Raw genomic sequence first — 18,890 nt, forward strand, 5'->3', positions numbered from 1 at the left:
TCTGACCGAAAGGCATAACCTAGCTGTAAAAACAGTCTTAGAGGTGATAAATGTCGATAACCTGGTTGATGTAATCGTTTTTCAGTACCACGTATTTGCTTAAAATTTGTGGTTTATCGCCTGAGAAATCGATTTCATAACGAGACATACCGAAATAGCTGTAACTTGTTTTGTAACGGAAGCTCAAAGTATTCCAGTTAAAACGTACAGTCACTTTGTCGCCATCACGTTCAACAATTTCAATATTGCTGAGGTTATGGCAGGTACGTGTGTCCGGCATGGTTGCAGATGAACGTTCAGTCTTGATCCGGAACACGCGGTCTTCTAAACCTTGACGATCTGGATAGTAAATCAACGAGATTTCAGACTGCGGATCTGTGGTCAGTTTGTCATCATCATCCCAAGCTGGCATCCAGAAAGACGCAGTAGGGGCATAACAAGTTAACCAGTCATCCCATTGTTCATCATCTAAAAAGCGGGCTTCTTGATACAGGAACTGAGCAATATTTTCTAAAGTGATGTCGCTCATGCGTTTTCTCCTTCAGTTGATGCTGCAATTTCTTTCTCAGTCGCAATACCTTTTTTGATCAATTCTAACCAGTACTGGTGCTGAGACAGGTATAGACCTTCATCTTCAGTTTTAATACCAGACAGTTTTGGTTTTAAACCGATTTCATTGGCAGCATCATCAGGACCTTGAATCCAGTGTTTAGAACCACGGCACATATCGTTCCATTCCAGCGCGATACCGGCATAACCTGCCTGACAAGCACGGAATTCTTCAAGATCGTCTGGTGTCGCCATACCTGAAGCGTTAAAGAAATCTTCATACTGACGGATACGACGGGTACGTGCTTCAGGCTCTTCGCCTACAGGTGCGATACAGTAGATCGTCACTTCAGTTTTATCGACAGAAATCGGGCGCAGGACACGGATTTGTGAACCGAACTGATCCATGAAGTAAACGTTTGGATAGATACACAGGTTACGTGAACGTTCGATCATCCACTTCGCCATGGCTTCGCCATATTGCGCAGTGTATTCATCTTTCTTGGCAAAGTTAGGACGGTCTTCCGGGTTAGCCCATTGAGTCCAAAGCAGCATATGACCATGTTCAAAGCCGTAAGAACCACCGCCTTGTTTGCCCCATGCGCCTGCGCTCATGGCACGGATGTTGTCGCCAGCTTCTTTTTCTTTACGTTGCTGAGTCGTTGCAGCATAGTTCCAGTGTACAGCAGACACGTGATAACCATCAGCACCGTTTTCAGCAGTCAACTTCCAGTTACCTTCATAGGTATAAGTCGAAGAACCACGTAAAACTTCCAGACCTTGTTCAGACTGATCCACGATCATGTCAATGATTTTGGTCGCTTCGCCCAGGTATTCTTCCAGAGAAGGAACATCCGGATTCAAGCTGCCGAACAGGAAACCTTTATAGTTTTCAAAACGGGCAACCTTTTTCAGGTCATGTGAGCCGTCTTTGTTAAAGCAGTCTGAATAACCCGCTTCAGCCGGATCTTTGACTTTTAATAACTTACCTGAGTTATTGAAAGTCCAGCCATGGAATGGGCAAGTATAAGTTGCTTTATTGCCTTTCTTGTTACGGCACAATTGTGCACCGCGATGCGAACAGGCATTTATCATGGCATTCAGTTCACCTTGACGGTTACGTGCAATGATGATCGGCTGACGACCAATATAAGTAGTATAGAAGTCGTTATTGTTTGGAATCTGGCTTTCATGTGCTAGATAAACCCAGTTACCTTCAAAGATGTATTTCATCTCAAGGTCAAACAGGGCCTGGTCTGTAAATACTGAACGGTGTAGTTTAAATTCACCAGATTCATAATCATCAACCAGTAATTCGTCAATGCGGTCTAAATGGCTGGTGTTAATTACGGGAATACGAGGCATGTCCTTTCTCCGACTTTCCAAGGGGGAAGTCAGCGGGATATATCTCAAGGCATATCCCGCTTCTTAATGTATTAAGCGCTAGCGCGGCGACGATCAACTTCAGTAGAAGGTACGTTTTGTTTCTCTTTCACAAGTTCAATATCAAATTGAATGTGTTTGAAAGGACCGTTTAGACCACGTTTTGCAATTTCAGCTTCATCAGTCACGTCAACCGCAGTTGCAACCAAGCCTTCACGAGTCGCGAATGCAAAGTCATCCCACAGGTATTGGTCGCCTTCAATGTTGAATTGAGTAGTCAGTTTGCGGTAACCCGGTGCAGATACGAAGTAATGTACGTGCGATGGACGGTTACCGTGACGGCCTAATTTGTCCAGTACAAACTGGGTGGTACCTTCTGGAGGGCAGCCATAACCCACTGGCATTGTAGTCAATGCAGTATATTGACCATCGGCAGCGGTAATGATGCTGCGACGCAAGTTAAAGTCAGACTGTGACTTGTCAAAGAATGAGTAGTTACCCAGGCTGTTTGCATGCCAGATTTCAACTTTGGCACCTTCAACACGGTTGCCGTCAGTATCCGTCACTGTACCTTCAATGATCAGCGTCGGGATTTTGCCTTCTTCAGAACCATCATCCATACGCGCAAAGCTTACAGTTTCAGGTGCGCCAGCGACATAAAGTGGACCTTCAATCGTACGTGGCGTACCGCCAGTAATACCTGCTTTAGCATCTGCTTCATCAGCACGTAAGTCTAGGTAATGCTCCAGACCCAAACCTGCAGCCAATAAACCTAATTCGTTCGCTTGACCGGCATCAGTAAAGTATTCCAGGCCTTTCCACAGTTCTGACTGGGAAATATCAAGATCTTCGATAGCCTGGAAAAGGTCGCCCAATAAACGCACAACAACTTGTTGTACACGTTCATCTACAGGACCTGTCGCTGTATCAACGTTCATTTGCTTAACTAATGCATCAATTTCTTGGCGATTCATACTATTGCTCCTAAAGTATGTCTTTCATCTTTTAGTGGCGCACTTTTTTAGCTTTCATTGGCTGGCTAAATCTGGCTGGCCACAATCCTTGTTGAGGTACCCTCTGTTTTCGATTCGGAAGGGGAATCCGGTGACTCCCAATCCGCTCATTTAATCAACTGTCGTCATCTCGAACTGAAGATGGGTGACGGTTTAATGCCATCACTTCAATATTCATATAAGGATAGAGCGGCAAGCCTTGTAACAGGTTGTGCAACTCTTCATTGCTTTCAACATCAAAAATACTGATGTTTGAGTACTGGCCCGTGATGCGCCAGATATGACGCCATTTGCCTTGACGCTGCAATTCCTGCGAATAGGCTTTTTCAACAGCCTTAATTTCGTTTGCCTGTTCAACTGGCAGGTCACGTGGAATGTTTACATCCATACGTACGTGGAAAAGCATGGGTTTCTCCTAATTACTGACGACGTAAGTTGTCAATCTTGTTTTCATCCAACTCAATCCCCAGACCTGGTCCTTTCGGAATCTCAAGTTCAAAGTTTTGATAGTTGAGCGGGGTTTTCAAAATATCTTCAGTCAGCAGCAAAGGACCAAACAGCTCGGTACCGAACGCCAGACTTTCAAAAGTAGAGAACACATGTGCCGAAGCAATCGTGCCCACCGGGCCTTCCAGCATGGTGCCGCCATACAGGTCAATACCTGCAAGTTTGGCAATCTTGCCTACTTCACAACCTTCAATCAGGCCACCCGACTGGGCAACTTTGACCGCAAATACAGAAGAACCGTTTTGTTTGGCAATCTCATACGCCGAGTGCGGGCCCATTAACGATTCGTCTGCCATGATGGCAACATCAAAACGTCGGGTCAGACGGCGCATGGCATCCAGGTTATCAATTGCACATGGCTGTTCGATCAGATCAACACCGCCATCTTGCAATAACTGAATGCCTTTAATGGCTTCCAGTTCTGACCAGGCACGGTTCACATCGACACGGATCGAAATGTCTTTCCCTAAGGCTTTCTTAATTGCCAGCACATGTTCAACATCTTCTTCTACCGGACGAGAACCGATTTTCAGTTTGAAAATGTTGTGACGTTTTGCCGCAACCATTTTCTCTGCTTCAGCAATATCTTTTTCGGTATTGCCAGAAGCCAATACCCAAAGAACTGGAATACTGTCACGTAAGCGGCCACCGAGGACTTCGCTTAATGGCAAACCTAAACGTTGTGCCTGAATGTCTAAAAGTGCAGTCTGAATCGCACATTTGGCAAAACGGTTACCATTAATATTCTTTTTAATTGCTTGTAATGTCTGTGCAACATTTAAACCGGATAATGTTTTTAAAAGAGGCGCAAAATAAGTTTCAATATTTACTTTTACGCTTTCCGGGCTTTCATCACCATAACCTAAGCCACCGATAGTTGTTGCTTCACCCCAACCGATGTAACCATCTTCAGTGGTGATTTTGACCAATACCAGGGTCTGGGTTTGCATCGTCGCCACTGCCATCTTGTGAGGGCGAATGGTTGGAATTTCTACCAGCAAGGTTTCAACTGACTTATACATAATACGGGTTCACATTCTTGCTTTAATGCTTTGACTTGATATACCTTAAAAGAATAATGTTGATTGGTCTAAGATCGATTTAGCATTTTTTTATACTTTAAAGGTATTCAGAGCCATGGAACTCAGACATTTGCGTTACTTCGTTGCCGTCGTCGAAGAACAAAGTTTTACCAAAGCGGCAGAAAAACTGTTTATTGCTCAACCACCTTTGAGCCGACAGATCCAAAATCTAGAGCAAGAGCTCGATATTCAGCTATTTGAGCGTGGTAGCCGTCCGCTAAAAACCACCGAAGCCGGTCAATTCTTCTATCAGCACGCTGTTAAACTTTTGTCTAATGCTGAAGAAATAAAATCGATGACCAAACGGATTGGCATTGCTGATCGCACCATAACCATCGGTTTTGTTGGCTCTTTATTGTTTGGTTTGCTGTCACGGATTTTATTTTTATTTAAGCAGCAGCATCCTTATCTCAAAATCGAGATGATGGAAATGAATACCTATGAACAGATTCAGGCGCTGAAAGAGGGAAGAATTGATGTCGGTTTCGGCCGTTTAAGAATCTCGGATCCTGCGATAAAACGCGTGTTATTGCGTGAAGAACGCCTAGTAGTGGCGGCTCATTCAAGTTATGTACTGGCTCATCGTGAAAATATACATTTATCTGAACTGGTCGATCAGCATCTGTTCTTATATCCGAATACTGGAAAGGCAAATTTTTCGACCCAGGTTCGTGGCATATTTTCCGAGTATGGTCTGGAACCAAAAAATATCCGAATTGTCCGTGAGTTACAGCTGGCACTGGGCTTTGTCGCTGCCGGAGAAGGCGTCTGCATCGTACCGGAAAGTGCGCAAAACATTAAATTAGCCCATCTCAACTTTGTACCTCTAGCAGATGCTTTTGCAGTGAGTCCTGTCTTTATGGCCATGCGCAATATGGATGAAAGCGAATACATTCGTTACCTGTTTGATGCGGTATATCAAGTCTATGATCTTGAAGCGCTAAAATACGATCGATCGGTATTTTAATCGCTAAAAATTGTGCGAATGATATAGCGCCAAAACCTATGAGGACGTGATAAAAACAACCTGTTTTAGAAAACTTCATGATTGAATAATATATTTATTAATTAATTGAATAGTTTAATTTTACCCAGACCTTATAGGTATAAAGCCATGCCTATTCAGTTTTAGACATTTTTTCCTATTTTCTGCATTGTGAGCAGCATAAGTTGAACTTCACAATTAGGAGGTGGAGATGTCTACAAATAAAGTGAATATAAATACGCTGATTGATGAAGCGAAATTCACACCCTTTCATTGGGGTGTTTTGATCTGGTGTTTGCTGATCATTATCTTTGACGGTTATGACCTGGTCATCTATGGGGTGGCGTTGCCGTTACTGATGCAGGAATGGTCGCTAAGTGCGGTACAAGCGGGCATGCTGGCCAGTACTGCCTTATTCGGAATGATGTTTGGTGCCATGAGTTTCGGTACTTTATCCGATAAACTCGGCCGTAAAAAAACCATCATGATCTGTGTGGCTATTTTTAGTGGGTTTACCTTTATCGGTGCCTTTGCCACATCACCAGTCGAATTCGGAATTTTACGTTTCCTGGCTGGCCTTGGAATTGGCGGTGTCATGCCTAACGTCGTGGCATTGATGACCGAATATGCGCCTAAACGTATCCGCAGTACGCTGGTTGCCCTGATGTTTAGTGGTTATGCCATTGGCGGGATGACTTCTGCGCTACTCGGTGCATGGTTGGTGCCACAATTTGGTTGGAAAATCATGTTCCTGCTTGCAGGCGTTCCATTACTCATCTTGCCGATTCTATGGAAATATCTGCCAGAATCCCTGATGTACCTGACCAACAAGCAACAGACGGCTCAAGCACACACTATTATTCAGAAAATTTCTCCGACACAGGTCATCACTAGTGACACCCAGTTTGTACTGAATGAAGTGCAAAAAGGGGATGAGGCGCCATTAAAAGCACTCTTTCAACAAGGCCGTAGCTTCAGTACCTTTATGTTCTGGCTGGCATTCTTTATGTGCCTGTTGATGGTCTACGCCTTGGGTAGCTGGTTACCAAAACTGATGATTCAGGCAGGATACTCGCTGGGTGCAAGTATGATCTTCCTGTTCGCACTGAATATTGGCGGTATGGTAGGTGCCATTGGTGGTGGATATCTCGCAGATAAATTCCATATCAAAAAAGTGCTGTCTATCATGTTCTTATGTGGTGCCATTGCATTAATTCTGCTTGGATTTAACAGTCCGCAATTCGTTCTATATACCTTGATTGCTGTGGCAGGCGCTGCAACGATTGGCTCACAAATTCTGCTCTATACCTTTGTGGCGCAGTATTATCCGTCGACGGTACGTTCTACCGGTATGGGCTGGGCATCAGGTATTGGACGTATTGGTGCAATTGTTGGGCCGGTACTCACTGGTGCTTTATTAACCATGAATTTACCGCATCAAATGAACTTCTTTGCAATTGCGATTCCTGGCGTAATCGCTGCGCTGGCAATTTTCCTGGTGAACTTAAAAACTTCCGTAGATGGCCAAGCCCTTGCAACACCTGATGTGAAGCCGAATCCATTGGCAAAAGAAGCGACACATTAAGTTAGATTTCAATCAATAAAGATAATATTCCCAATGATATAGATCGCCATCGTAACGGGTGGTGATCTGTTGCTAGAATCGAAACGCATAATAAAAAGCGAGTTTAGGATGAACACGACACAATTATTTAATCAACCAACAATCACATTCAAGCGCACAGTTCTGATGAGCATGATGGCAATGAGTTTAGGGGGCATCAGCTTATCGACTCAAGCACAAACCTCAGCTCAGTCGAATCAGCAGGAAATTGAACAACTGCGCCAGGAAGTTCAGGCTCTACGGGCACTGGTTGAGCAACAGCAAAGACAGACGGCTGTGGTCACTGCACATGTTGCAGCAACACCTGCTCCAGCAACAAAACCCGTAATGAAAATTGCCAGTGGTGCCGAATTTAATCTTTATGGAAATATTCGTGCCGATGCCTCTTATCAGGCTGAAGGTGGTTCAGCAGCACGTATGTATAACCAGATTAATGCTGTACCTTTAGAAGGTGTCGGTGAGCGTAGTGATGAATTTAAATCTACTCTGGCTGCAACCCGTTTAGGCATGGATTTTAAAGCACCAGTCGGTGCTGGAGATAAAGCTTTAAGCGGTAAAGTTGAAGTGGATTTTCTGGGCGGCGCAAGCTTTGATAACTTGCGTATCCGTCATGCTTATATCAGCTATGCCAACTGGTTGATCGGTCAAACCTGGTCGAACTTTGCAGTGCCAGATTATATTCCGGAAACTGTAGATGCATTGGTTTATGCTGGCGGTTCAATTAAACGGACGCCACAAGTTCGTTATACCAGCACCATCAGTCCTGAAACCAATCTGGTATTTGCAGTAGAAGATCCTAAAGATGCAACCATTACTGGTATTAAACAGCGCCTACCTGCTTTAACAGCACGTTTAAATCATAAATTTGCTGATAATCTTACAGTCAGTGCCCGTGCGATGGGGAATGAAAAGCGTGTCAATGAAGATGAAAAAACCGCATGGGGTGTAGGGCTTGGTGCCAAGTATGATGTTGTACCGGGTACAACGCTCAAAGCTGATTATTACCATGTTAAAGGCGATAGCAGCTTTGTGTCTTATGCAAATACAGGTGTTGTTGCAGCAGGTGGAAATCTTTACCAAAGTGAATTTGACTCGATTACAGTAGGTATTACCCAGCAGTTTAATGACAAATTGCGCGGTACATTAGGTTATGGTTATATGAATTTTGACCAAGATAATGGCTATCTTACTGCCGTGAATACAAGTACAGTTAACAAAGATCTGTGGCAGGCTTGGGCAAACGTTTTCTATAGCCCAACCAAACCTTTAAGTTTCGGTCTGGAATATATTTATGGTGAACGCGAAGCATATGGGCCTGCATTAAATATTGATGGTGACGTAATTAGTGGTCGTACAGGTGAAGACAACCGAATCAATGCGGTTGCGATTTACAACTTCTAAGACTTCTTTCAATGAGAGAGTCTGATCTGTAACAGAAGCGTGGATGAATTAATCCGCGCTTTTGCTCTTTTGAAGCATGGTTTCTGCCAGCAGATTGACTGCATCTTCAATCTTGGCTGTCCATTCAAACGAACAGCTCAGCCGAATATAATGTTGGCTGGCAGGCTCAGGCTTAAACAGCAGTGCAGGGGCAATTGAAATATGCTGCTGAAGCAATTGTTCATAGAGCTGCTGGGCATCGACTTCTTTAGGCAACTCAATCCAGAGGAAATAACCACTGGAATAATAATAAATTTCACAGACGGCGCCTAAACGTGCTTTAAGTTCCTGATAAAATTTCTTTTTATATTTTTCCAGATGCTGCCTTAAATGCCGCAAATGTTTTTCATAATGATGATGTGAAATAAACTCGACCAGCGCATTTTGAAGTAAGGGACTGACCGTTAAAGTGCTCATGAGCTGTAAGTGCTGAATGGCATCCGAAAATGGGCCGGCATACACCCAGCCGACGCGGGCGCCCATCCCCAGCGTTTTCGAAAATGAGGCACAGTGCAGCACCATTTGATGCCGATCAAAATATTTAACGGGTAGCGGTTTGGATGAACCATAATTTAATTCCTGATAAACATCATCTTCGATTAAATACACCTGATATTCATACAAGAGTTCCGCAATTCTTTGTTTGATTTCAGAACTGACGGTAAAACCAATCGGATTATGGGCATTCAGCATCAGCCAGCACACCTTGATTGGATACTGTTTTAAAGCCTGTTCAAATGATTCGAGATCAAAGCCAAACTGTGGATGTTCCGGGATGGTAATCACCTGTAACCCCAAACGCTCGGCTGCCTGCCAGGCGCCATAAAATATGGTTTGCTGTAGCAGGATAAAATCACCGGGTTGGGTTAAGGCCTGTAAGGACAGATTCAATGCTTCTAGCGCACCAGATGTAATGACAATGTCATCCGGGTTACAGGTAACGCCTTGTAATTGATAACGGTTGGCAATCAGTTGCCGCAAGTTCTGATTGCCGGGCGGCATATGATTCTGATTGTTGTAACTGCTTTTTCTTTTGGCCTGCTGTGCCAGAATCTGCATGAATTTGGCGTTATATAACAGCTCTGCATTGGGAAAGGCTGAACCAAAAGGTACAATTTCGTCTGACTGAGTCGATTTTAAATAATTAAATACCACCGAATTGATTTGAATTTTAGGATTTAAACCAATCTGGACAGACTGTTTGCTATTGAGCAGTGCTTGAGTGTGTTCTGCAACGTAATAGCCCGATTTGTCTTTGGCATAAACCAGCCCTTGCGCTTCAAGTTCTTGATAAGCATTGAGTACCGTCATCAGGCTATAACCAGATAATTGGGTCTGTTCGCGAAGTGAGGGCAATTTTTCATGTGCCTTCCATACGTCATTTTCAATCATCTGACGAATATTCTGTGCCAGTTTTTCAGACTTATACATATACTTTCTTGAACTAAAACTGTTCTAATTATTTTGATTTATAGCATATTTTAAGATACTCAATATAACAAAAGGGAGGAATAGGATTGTTGTCATTCTATTTTTTAAGCTTGAGTCTTGATGCACGACAATTAAAGTGAAAATCAGATCTCAGATTTTCTGTGGAAATTTTATCTCTACATAAATTGTATTCCTATTTTTATACGCCTCAGTCACTTGGCTTAATTTGTCACAATTCGATACTTACAAAGTTAGATTTCCTTGCTAAATTCAATCCACATGATGATAAAAAGTAAGTTACGGTTTCAGACCGAGCCATCATGCAACTATAACAACGATACGCAAATACGGACCAATAACAAGCACAAAGGAGTGGAGAATGCTCGGAAATATGATGTTTCAGCCTTTACTGATCAGCAGCATGATTGAACATGCAGGACGCTATCATGCCGATACCGAGGTAATTTCCAAAAATACCGATACCAGTATTACAGTGACCAATTGGGGAGAAATTCACCAAAACTCGAAACGTTTTGCCAATGCATTACAACAACTCGGCTTAGCGCAGGGAGATCGGGTCGCGACTATTGCCTGGAATAATCATCGCCATTTAGAGTCCTGGTATGCCATTTCTGGCAGTGGCCTGGTCTGTCATACCATTAACCCGCGCTTATTTCCGGAACAGCTGATTTTTATTATGAATGATGCTGCGGATCGCGTGGTGCTGTTCGATAAAACATTTGTCCCTTTAATTAAAGCCGTGAAAGCGCTGTTGAGCTCAGTCGAGCATTTTATCTGTCTGGATGCAGCTGATCCGGCAGTTAGAGAAGCGATACCAGAAGTACAATTTTATGATGATCTGATTGCCGGCCAAAATGCAGATTTTGAGTGGCCAACACTTGATGAAAACTCGGCAAGCTCTCTGTGTTATACATCAGGAACCACGGGCAATCCCAAAGGTGTGCTGTTTAGCCATCGCTCTACGGTATTACATAGCTATGCCATCATTTTACCTGATTCCTTAAATGTCTCGGCTGCCGACATTATGTTGCCTGTGGTGCCGATGTTCCATGTGAATGCGTGGGGCACACCGTATGCCGCTGCGATGGTGGGATGCACTTTGGTCCTTCCTGGACCGGGCCTGGATGGCGCCAGTCTGGTCAACCTGATTGATAATTATCAGGTTTCGGTAGCTCTTGGTGTGCCGACCATCTGGCAGGGTTTGATTGCCGCCGCAAACCAGTCAGGCTCCAAACTGGAAAGCCTAAAACGGAATGTAGTAGGTGGATCGGCATGTCCACCGGCCATGCTAAGAGCTTTCAAAGAACAGTTTAATTGTGAAACGATCCATGCCTGGGGCATGACGGAAATCAGTCCACTGGGTACAGCGAATCAGCTCAAGACCAAACATTTGCATCTGTCTGATGAAGAAAAATTGCAGATTCGTCTGTCCCAAGGTCGTCCTCCGTTCGGGGTTGACCTACGTTTGACCGATGCAGAAAAAGGGACGCATGAAATTGAACGTGATGGACAGACCACAGGAAATTTACAGGTCAAAGGGCATTGGGTCATCAGCCATTATTTCGGCAAGGAAGAATCAGCACTAACTGCAGATGGCTGGTTTGATACCGGCGATATTGCTACGCTGGATCAGGATGGTTTTATGAAACTCAGTGACCGTTCTAAAGATTTAATCAAGTCTGGCGGAGAATGGATTTCATCGGTGGAACTGGAGAATATTGCCATGGGACATCCGGAAATTGCGATGGCTGCCGTAATTGCCGCCCAACATCCTAAATGGGATGAGCGCCCGGTATTGATTGCCATTAAAAAGCCGGACAGCCAGCTAAGTGAGATTGATCTGCTGGAATATTATGCAGACAAGGTAGCCAAATGGCAGATTCCAGACCGAGTCGTATTTGTTGATGCGATTCCACTCAGTGGTACTGGTAAAATGCTGAAAAAAGATCTGCGTGAATTATATGGGACTATTCTTTTGGAGCAGGCAGCAGGTTAAAGCGTCATTTAATCTGAAAATTCCTACATGAAGTCAAAAAACTGATCTCGAATAGAGATCAGTTTTTTTATGTACAGGCTAAGCAGCGTTGTCTGTTTAAAAATGCTTTTTCTCAATCCATATCGCCTTGATCGATACTTTTAGATGATATTGTCCGACAAAAAGTCATATTATATGGCTTAGGCACATAATTTGACCTGTATTGACATGGTCTGAATGTGAGAATTCTTTATCCTGAGCAATATAATAATTAGACAGTTGTACATTAATAAAACTGTCTGCGGATAAGGGGATAAAAATGACAAGCATGCCAACCTATCAGCCGCATTGGATCCGGGAAGATTTCATTGATTTTATTGGTGAAAAAATCCATCCAACCTGGGCAATTAAAAAAGTTAAGGCTGCCGTTATGGGCATTCAAGCCATCAGCCCTGACTTTTTCAAAATTCACTTACGTCCAAATCATAATTTTAAAGCCAAGTCATTTCAGGCCGGCCAGAATATTGCAGTGACTGTTAGACTCGATGGCATACGACATCAGCGACATTATTCTGTGGTGACGGTATTGAAAAATGGTGATCTGATCATTGCGGTTAAACAGCAGGGTAAAGTGTCACGTGCCTTAAGTCTGATGCAAATTGGTGCGGTGGTTGAAATATCTCAGCCCCAAGGTGAGTTCACATTGCAAAAATCCACCCAGCCGATTTTATTCCTGGCTTCAGGTAGTGGTATTACCGCCATTTACTCCTTGCTGCAAAAAGCAGTCATTCAGTCTCTGGAACAGATCGACCTGATTTATTTCACTCGAGATGATGCCTTTCATGCTGAACTGAAAACATTGGCTCTTATGCATCCAAACTTGAAATATCACCATTTCAATACCGTGGAACACCAGCAGCATCTGACGCAGAGCTTATTACAAAAGCTGGTGCCAGACTTTGCAGAACGAAAAATTTATGCTTGTGGCTCCGCCGGGATGATGAAGGCCGCACTTCGCATCGTTGATAAACTGGAATTGAAATCCAATTTTCATTGGGAATATTTCCAAATTGTGGTCGATGAAAAAATTAAAGCACAGCCGGTACGGTTTTTAAGATCGCAGCAGGAATTTCAAGCCCAGTCCAACTTACTGGAAAGTGCCGAAAAATCCGGCTTGAGACCAGCGCATGGCTGCCGAATGGGTATCTGCAATACCTGTTCCTGTACCAAAGTCAGTGGTTCGGTACGAAATGTCCTGACCGGTGAAATTGATCATGGTAATAATACCCAGATCAAACTGTGCATTTCTCAGGCAGTGAGTCCTGTGGTGATTAATTTATAAACTATTGATAAGCCATTAATTAAACTATAAGAAGGTGCTCCCATGAATATGCAAATTGATTTTAAACGACATAGCAAAAGCCAATTTCTTAGTCCTGAACAGATTGAGGAATTCGGTACCAAAGTCGATGCGATCCGCCGCGAGGTCATGGATGATCTGGGGGAAAAAGACGCCGAATATATTTATAAAATCCGCAACTTTGTCCGCTATAGTGAAATTGCCTCACGCGGCATGCTGATGTTTGCCGGCTGGTTGCCACCGGTATGGCTAGCAGGGACAGGTCTGCTCGGTCTTTCCAAAATCGTGGAAAATATGGAACTCGGCCACAATGTCATGCATGGCCAGTTCGACTGGATGAATGATCCGAGTCTGAACGGTGCGACCTATGACTGGGATACGATTTCAACCGGCGATGACTGGAAATACACCCATAACTATATTCACCATACTTATACCAATATTGTCGGGATGGATCATGATGTGGGTTATGGACTGATTCGAGTCAGTGAATCGCAGAAGTGGGAACCACGCTTTCTGTTCAATATTCCACTGGGCATTCAGTTAATGGTATTTTTCGAATGGTATGTTGGCCTGCAACGTCTGCATCTGGAAGATGTGATTGCCTATAAAACCAAGACCTGGAAAGAAGTCTGGGAAGAGGCAGCACCTTTACGCCAGAAAATGCGACGTCAGGTGTTAAAAGATTATGTATTTTTCCCGCTCATTGCCGGCCCAAACGCCATTCCGGTATTTACCGGAAATGCGGTGGCCAATGTGATTCGCAGTCTATGGGCTTCTGCTGTCATTTTTAACGGTCATTTCACTGAAGATGCTGAAACCTTTGAAATGGACAATACTGACAATGAAACCCGTGCCGAGTGGTATTTACGCCAGATTCGTGGTTCGAGCAATTTTAGTGGAACAACCTGGCTACATATCTTGAGTGGCAATTTGAGCCATCAGATTGAGCATCATTTATTCCCAGACATGCCCGCCAATCGCTATGCGCAGGTTGCGCCAAAAATCAAAGCGCTCTGTGCAGAATATGGCATTCATTATAACGAAGCCAGCTTTATGAAACAGTTTTCTACTGTATGGGTAGGTCTCGCTAAATGTTCTCTACCGAATCACTGGACTGAGCAGGTGGTTGAAAAAACCCATGCTGCCAAATCTGTATTCAACTACTTTAAAGCGAAACTATTGTCATAATTTTTTAAGCGTTACTTATTCACCGTTTTGGTAATCCTCAATAGATTTGGATGGTCTATTGAGGAATTTTTTTTGAGTTTTATCAGATTCAATATCATTAGAATGATTCTGTTTATGAATAAAATATGGATACAGATTTCAAAAAATGACGAAAGCAAAACAGATCCAGTACTGCTGAAACGCTTTGCCTACAACAACCTGCTTCAGCCCTAAGGGCTTCTCTCTATAATGGCCGCGTCGTTACACTCAAGGTCTCAGTTTTGAAACATCTTAAATATTTTTCAGCAATTCCATTATTAGTACTTTTAACTGCTTGTAATACCACTGAAGCGCCAGCACCAGATTATCAGGGCAATTGGAAAAACACCGTGGAAAATCCAAAACTTGAAAATATTCTGGTTATTTCCAAAAATGGTGAAAATTATCTGATTACCAATACGATCAAAGATAAGGAAACCGGTAAAACCGAGAAAAAGAATCCAATGCCCGCTGCAGTGAACGAAAATGGCATGCTTCAGTTGAACGCAGGTGCAGGTATGGTCGATTTTGCAATCGATGAGAAAACCGGAAATCTGGTTGGTTCAGGCTCAATCTATAAAAAAGCCAAATAGTCAGCAAGATTTTTAAGCCACAAATAGTATTCAAGATGTCATGAACAAGGATGCTTCATGGCATCTTTTTTAGTGGATGTTGTTATTGAATGAACTTAATAATTCAGCAAAATTTTCGACATAATAATTTGCTTTGGCTTTGATCAAATCTATTTCATGAGCGGAGTGCTGGTCATAAATTCCCACTACCTCGATGCCCGCATGATTTGCTGCTTCTACACCGACTAGAGAGTCTTCAATAATTAGACATTCCTCAGGTCGAAGGTTAAAGGCTTGCAAAACATTCAGATAAACTTCGGGATGAGGTTTAATGTTCTGGACATTTTCACGGGTGAGAATCAAGGAAAAGTCCTCATCAAAGCTGATTTTAGAGTTAATATTTCGATTGTTATCCTGATAGCGCTGTACATTGAATAAACTGGTGGTGGTGGTCAAAGCCAGTGATATCTGTTGCTGTTTTAAAGCCTGAATCAGGAGGTCTGCCTGAGGTTTTAACTCGACGATATAATCAAGAAAATGTCGGGAAATACTATAACGACGATTTTTTACTTCTTCTTTAGCTGGTTCAAAACCGTATTGTTCTTTTAAAAATCCACAATATTCCAGATAAGGATCTGACATATGTCTCAAGGCGGTAAGTTGAAGATCGCGCTGTTGCTGAATCTGAATCTCATGTAAATCGACTTTTCTGTTGGAGAGCTCATCAATCAGGGCTGCATCTACCTGATTCCAGATGCCTACAGAATCAATCAACGTACCATCTAGATCAAAACAGACCAGCTTTTTATCCTGAAACATATAAGATTTCTCTGTATTTTTACCATTTATTCAGTGGGGCTGAGTATATCGCATACGATTTAAATGTTTAACTGACCTGAGTAAACCGGGCTGGAAATTTTGCGTTGAGGTACTTTTTAATGAATTTATTCATCTGGCAAAAGTATTTTTTTCGGAAAATTACAGCGAGTTTAATCCTGAAAATAGTTGCAAAGTGTTATATTTTAATCTGACTCTAAATAGACTTATGCGGATAAAAGACCTGTCCGAATGAGGAGAAAGTTAAAGGAAATGTATTTCTGTGTTTGAACTTGACTGTAAATTGCTCAGTATTTTTTATTATGTCTATAAATTTAAGAACGTATCTCAGGCAGCCGATCATTTAGATATGAGCCAGCCAGCGGTGAGCAATCTGCTGAATAAAATTCGTCAGCATTATGGTGATCCTTTATTTTTACGTATTGGCAATGAGATGCTGCCGACAGACCTTTCCAAACAGCTCTTTCCCTTGGTCAGCGAAGCACTGAGCAAAGTTGAAGCAATCAATAATTTCACTATCAATTTTGATCAGGTCACTTCACAGCAGCGCTTTACACTGGCGATGACCGATGTATCGCATCTGGTGTTATTGCCAAAAATTTCCCAGTATCTGAAGCAGCATGCATCCCATATCCGTCTGAATGTGCGTCCGATTACCTCGGAAACCAGTTATCAGATGGCCAATGGCGAGATTGATCTGGCTTTGGGCTTCTTGCCAAATCTGGAGAATGGCTTTTATCAGCAGAAACTGTTTGAGCAATATTATGTAGTGATCGCGGCGAAAGACCATCCGCGACTAACGGGTGACTGCATCACGACCGAAGAGTATTTACGTGAAACCCATATCGATATTGATGCCGGGATGGGGCATTACCATATTGAAAATGAATTGCTGAATCTGGAACTTAAGCGTGACATTCTAATGCGTCTGCCAAGTTATCTGGGAGTCGGACTGGTAGTGCAGGAAACCGATGCGATTGCGACCGTGCCTTATTATTTGAGTGAAGTCCTGTTATCACGTGGCAATCTCAAGATCTTTAATGCGCCAATTGCGTTCCCGACCTATTCCGTAAAGCAGTATTGGCATATGTCCTGTCATCATAAAACCAGCCATCAATGGTTACGCAATATGCTGCATGAGATTTTAAGTAAATAACTCTACAACTTAAATAGTTTGATTGAGTTCTCATCTCTAGATTTTAAACTCCCGGTTCAAGCCGGGATTTTTTTATTTTGGTACATCTTGATGCCTTTTTCAGAGCCTTGCACCTGAAGTGATCAGTTCCATCTCAAAAAAAGTATTACGAATATAAAAAATAGTATTACCAGTTTGGCACGTCCTTTGCATCTATCTACTCAATCATAAAGTGATCTAGGGTTCCGATACATGAAGATTCATGTAGGTCTGCGACCGAGAGTTCACGGCTTAAGTTTCAAGCTCAAGCTACACGGAGGGATAAAAGCCCGGGAGGTAAACCGTACAAGATTGGGATGGATGCATATGAGCACAACTACTTATCACGAAGATCAAGTCCTTTGGACTGAACGTTTACCGGGTGGACACCACTGGTCAGCACGCATCCAGCGTGGCGCAGTTTTACAACTTAAATCTTTAGGCGCAAATGCCAATGTTTCACTGTTTTGTGTGAATAGCGAAGATAAGCTTGAAGCCTATAACATGCCAGACAGCTTAAAAGGTCAACACAGCGCATTTTTAAGTACAGGGCACATTTTGGCGTCTGATTTAGGTCGTGCGATGATCTCGATTGTTAAAGATGACCATGGTTGGAATGATGCCTTTTGTGCGCCAAGTACCGCACAGCAAATCGAACAACAGTTTGGCAAGCAAAGCTTCCAAGATGCGCGTAACGACATGTACCGCAATGGCAAAGACAGCTTATTACTTGAAATGACCAAATTTGGTTTATCTGCAACCGATCTTAGCAATACCTTAAATCTCTTCTCGAAAGTGCAACCAGATGACAACGGCAACTTGTCTTATGTCACCTCTGACAATACCGATCAAGTAATTGAATTGCGTTTTGAAATGGACTGCTTGGTGTTTTTATCGAGTGCGCCACATGCTCTAGATAATTCGACTGAATATGCACCTGCTGATATTCAACTCTCACTCTTTAAAGCATTACCTTTAGGCGAGACAGATGTCTGCCGTGACTCATGCCCGCAAAATCAGCGTGCGTTTCAAAATAATAACCGCTACTACGCTTTAACTGCTTAAGGGGAATGATCATGACTGCACTCGTAAATCTAGAAAAATCAGTACTTAGCGAAGTTTGTCCTGCCGGTGAAGCATGGATGTGTGAAGTCAAAAAAGGCCAGTATTTCCGTATTGTTGATCTTGAAGGTAATCAAGCGGTGGATACTTTGTTTATTTCCGCACATAACCCTGAAGAGCGTTATAGCGCAACCGATACTTTGGCGATGAACCGTCAAATTTATCTAGAAAAAGGTACGACTTTATATACCAACTTTGGCAATAAAATTGCGAGTATTCATGATGACAACTGCGGTCGCCACGATACTTTAGGCGGTGCATGTTCATGTGAAAGTAACACGGTTCGTTATGCGCATGATAAATATCCAATGCACAGTTGCCGTAACAATTTCATGATTGCATTGTCACAACATCCGATTGCGAAAAAGCATGGTCTGGATGTGCGCCATATCGGTCCAAATATTAATTTTTTTATGAATGTACCTGTAACTTCAGATGGTCACCTGAAATTTGATGATGGGATTTCTGCACCGGGCAAATATGTGGAAATTAAAGCTGAGATGGATTTGATTGTGTTGATCTCAAACTGCCCACAACTGAATAACCCATGTAATGCCTATAACCCAACAAAAATTCAACTGATTGTCCGTGAAGGCGAGGTATAAG

The 18,890-nt window shown here is 42.9% G+C and carries 17 protein-coding genes and 1 riboswitch; of the genes, 10 read left to right on the forward strand and 7 right to left on the reverse strand.

Translation table 11 applies throughout. The annotated features are described in order from the left end of the window. Positions 1-37: 37 nt before the first annotated feature. From benB to PV763_RS12710, 5 genes are all read right to left on the reverse strand, one after another. Positions 38-529, reverse strand: coding sequence for a benzoate 1,2-dioxygenase small subunit (benB, locus tag PV763_RS12690; RefSeq protein ID WP_005096959.1), 492 nt, complete (start codon positions 527-529; stop codon positions 38-40). Then, positions 526-1,914, reverse strand: coding sequence for a benzoate 1,2-dioxygenase large subunit (gene benA, locus PV763_RS12695; protein ID WP_005096958.1), 1,389 nt, complete (start codon positions 1,912-1,914; stop codon positions 526-528). The genes benB and benA overlap by 4 nt, the downstream gene beginning before the upstream one ends. A gap of 71 nt (positions 1,915-1,985) precedes the next feature. Then, positions 1,986-2,906 carry a catechol 1,2-dioxygenase gene (gene catA / locus PV763_RS12700; protein WP_004731099.1) on the reverse strand — a complete coding sequence of 307 codons (921 nt, stop codon included), beginning with the start codon at positions 2,904-2,906 and terminating at the stop codon, positions 1,986-1,988. Positions 2,907-3,060: 154 nt separating this feature from the next. Next, entirely contained in the window at positions 3,061-3,351 is a 291-nt protein-coding gene (gene catC / locus PV763_RS12705) for a muconolactone Delta-isomerase (RefSeq protein WP_004647036.1), read from the reverse strand. A gap of 13 nt (positions 3,352-3,364) precedes the next feature. Then, a complete protein-coding gene (locus PV763_RS12710; protein ID WP_420937975.1) occupies positions 3,365-4,474 on the reverse strand; it encodes a muconate/chloromuconate family cycloisomerase in 1,110 nt (369 codons plus the stop codon). Positions 4,475-4,589: 115 nt separating this feature from the next. On the opposite strand from PV763_RS12710, the gene PV763_RS12715 reads away from it, so the two are divergent. The 3 genes from PV763_RS12715 (at position 4,590) to PV763_RS12725 (ending at position 8,544) form a co-directional block, all read left to right on the forward strand. After that, positions 4,590-5,501, forward strand: a complete 912-nt coding sequence (locus tag PV763_RS12715) for a LysR substrate-binding domain-containing protein (protein WP_420937976.1) — start codon at positions 4,590-4,592, stop codon at positions 5,499-5,501. 229 nt (positions 5,502-5,730) lie between these two features. Beyond that, a complete protein-coding gene (locus PV763_RS12720) occupies positions 5,731-7,104 on the forward strand; it encodes an MFS transporter (protein WP_420937977.1) in 1,374 nt (457 codons plus the stop codon). A 108-nt stretch (positions 7,105-7,212) separates the two neighbouring features. Beyond that, positions 7,213-8,544, forward strand: a complete 1,332-nt coding sequence (locus PV763_RS12725) for a DcaP family trimeric outer membrane transporter (RefSeq protein WP_420937978.1) — start codon at positions 7,213-7,215, stop codon at positions 8,542-8,544. 48 nt (positions 8,545-8,592) lie between these two features. Here the strand turns inward: PV763_RS12725 and PV763_RS12730 are convergent, their stop codons facing one another. Continuing rightward, a complete protein-coding gene (locus PV763_RS12730) occupies positions 8,593-10,014 on the reverse strand; it encodes a PLP-dependent aminotransferase family protein (RefSeq protein ID WP_420937979.1) in 1,422 nt (473 codons plus the stop codon). Between the two features lie 379 nt (positions 10,015-10,393). On the opposite strand from PV763_RS12730, the gene PV763_RS12735 reads away from it, so the two are divergent. The 4 genes from PV763_RS12735 (at position 10,394) to PV763_RS12750 (ending at position 15,172) form a co-directional block, all read left to right on the forward strand. Further along, the gene (locus PV763_RS12735; protein WP_253174746.1) at positions 10,394-12,031 is read left to right on the forward strand and encodes a long-chain-fatty-acid--CoA ligase; all 1,638 of its coding nucleotides are present in this window, start codon (positions 10,394-10,396) and stop codon (positions 12,029-12,031) included. Between the two features lie 298 nt (positions 12,032-12,329). Further along, positions 12,330-13,352 carry a flavin reductase family protein gene (locus tag PV763_RS12740; protein ID WP_034439364.1) on the forward strand — a complete coding sequence of 341 codons (1,023 nt, stop codon included), beginning with the start codon at positions 12,330-12,332 and terminating at the stop codon, positions 13,350-13,352. A gap of 42 nt (positions 13,353-13,394) precedes the next feature. Continuing rightward, positions 13,395-14,561, forward strand: a complete 1,167-nt coding sequence (locus PV763_RS12745; protein ID WP_420937980.1) for a fatty acid desaturase family protein — start codon at positions 13,395-13,397, stop codon at positions 14,559-14,561. A gap of 260 nt (positions 14,562-14,821) precedes the next feature. Further along, positions 14,822-15,172 (forward strand): hypothetical protein, encoded by a 351-nt coding sequence (locus PV763_RS12750; protein ID WP_004280391.1) that lies wholly within the window; start codon positions 14,822-14,824, stop codon positions 15,170-15,172. Positions 15,173-15,241: 69 nt separating this feature from the next. Here PV763_RS12750 and PV763_RS12755 read toward each other — a convergent pair whose 3' ends face one another. Beyond that, positions 15,242-15,970: an HAD family hydrolase gene (locus PV763_RS12755; RefSeq protein ID WP_420937981.1), complete on the reverse strand. Its 729-nt coding sequence runs from the start codon at positions 15,968-15,970 to the stop codon at positions 15,242-15,244. 280 nt (positions 15,971-16,250) lie between these two features. On the opposite strand from PV763_RS12755, the gene PV763_RS12760 reads away from it, so the two are divergent. The 3 genes from PV763_RS12760 (at position 16,251) to PV763_RS12770 (ending at position 18,889) form a co-directional block, all read left to right on the forward strand. Then, positions 16,251-17,144 carry a LysR family transcriptional regulator gene (locus PV763_RS12760; RefSeq protein ID WP_005106887.1) on the forward strand — a complete coding sequence of 298 codons (894 nt, stop codon included), beginning with the start codon at positions 16,251-16,253 and terminating at the stop codon, positions 17,142-17,144. Positions 17,145-17,349: 205 nt separating this feature from the next. Continuing rightward, a riboswitch (guanidine-I (ykkC/yxkD leader) is annotated at positions 17,350-17,461 on the forward strand. A gap of 28 nt (positions 17,462-17,489) precedes the next feature. After that, positions 17,490-18,227: an urea amidolyase associated protein UAAP1 gene (locus tag PV763_RS12765; RefSeq protein ID WP_420937982.1), complete on the forward strand. Its 738-nt coding sequence runs from the start codon at positions 17,490-17,492 to the stop codon at positions 18,225-18,227. 11 nt (positions 18,228-18,238) lie between these two features. After that, the gene (locus tag PV763_RS12770; protein WP_420937983.1) at positions 18,239-18,889 is read left to right on the forward strand and encodes an urea amidolyase associated protein UAAP2; all 651 of its coding nucleotides are present in this window, start codon (positions 18,239-18,241) and stop codon (positions 18,887-18,889) included. The last annotated feature ends 1 nt before the right edge of the window (position 18,890 follow it).

This window comes from Acinetobacter sp. AS5 (assembly GCF_048957595.1).
Taxonomy (GTDB): domain Bacteria; phylum Pseudomonadota; class Gammaproteobacteria; order Pseudomonadales; family Moraxellaceae; genus Acinetobacter.

What these genes read in the sequence shown, in the direction of transcription:
- PV763_RS12735 (WP_253174746.1), top strand. Translation starts at nt 10,394, where the DNA reads ATGCTCGGAAATATGATGTTTCAGCCTTTACTGATCAGCAGCATGATT.
- PV763_RS12725 (WP_420937978.1), top strand. Translation starts at nt 7,213, where the DNA reads ATGAACACGACACAATTATTTAATCAACCAACAATCACATTCAAGCGC.
- PV763_RS12710 (WP_420937975.1), bottom strand. Translation starts at nt 4,474, where the DNA reads ATGTATAAGTCAGTTGAAACCTTGCTGGTAGAAATTCCAACCATTCGC.
- PV763_RS12730 (WP_420937979.1), bottom strand. Translation starts at nt 10,014, where the DNA reads ATGTATAAGTCTGAAAAACTGGCACAGAATATTCGTCAGATGATTGAA.
- PV763_RS12770 (WP_420937983.1), top strand. Translation starts at nt 18,239, where the DNA reads ATGACTGCACTCGTAAATCTAGAAAAATCAGTACTTAGCGAAGTTTGT.
- PV763_RS12755 (WP_420937981.1), bottom strand. Translation starts at nt 15,970, where the DNA reads ATGTTTCAGGATAAAAAGCTGGTCTGTTTTGATCTAGATGGTACGTTG.
- PV763_RS12765 (WP_420937982.1), top strand. Translation starts at nt 17,490, where the DNA reads ATGAGCACAACTACTTATCACGAAGATCAAGTCCTTTGGACTGAACGT.
- PV763_RS12720 (WP_420937977.1), top strand. Translation starts at nt 5,731, where the DNA reads ATGTCTACAAATAAAGTGAATATAAATACGCTGATTGATGAAGCGAAA.
- catA (WP_004731099.1), bottom strand. Translation starts at nt 2,906, where the DNA reads ATGAATCGCCAAGAAATTGATGCATTAGTTAAGCAAATGAACGTTGAT.
- benA (WP_005096958.1), bottom strand. Translation starts at nt 1,914, where the DNA reads ATGCCTCGTATTCCCGTAATTAACACCAGCCATTTAGACCGCATTGAC.
- catC (WP_004647036.1), bottom strand. Translation starts at nt 3,351, where the DNA reads ATGCTTTTCCACGTACGTATGGATGTAAACATTCCACGTGACCTGCCA.
- PV763_RS12740 (WP_034439364.1), top strand. Translation starts at nt 12,330, where the DNA reads ATGACAAGCATGCCAACCTATCAGCCGCATTGGATCCGGGAAGATTTC.
- PV763_RS12745 (WP_420937980.1), top strand. Translation starts at nt 13,395, where the DNA reads ATGAATATGCAAATTGATTTTAAACGACATAGCAAAAGCCAATTTCTT.
- benB (WP_005096959.1), bottom strand. Translation starts at nt 529, where the DNA reads ATGAGCGACATCACTTTAGAAAATATTGCTCAGTTCCTGTATCAAGAA.
- PV763_RS12715 (WP_420937976.1), top strand. Translation starts at nt 4,590, where the DNA reads ATGGAACTCAGACATTTGCGTTACTTCGTTGCCGTCGTCGAAGAACAA.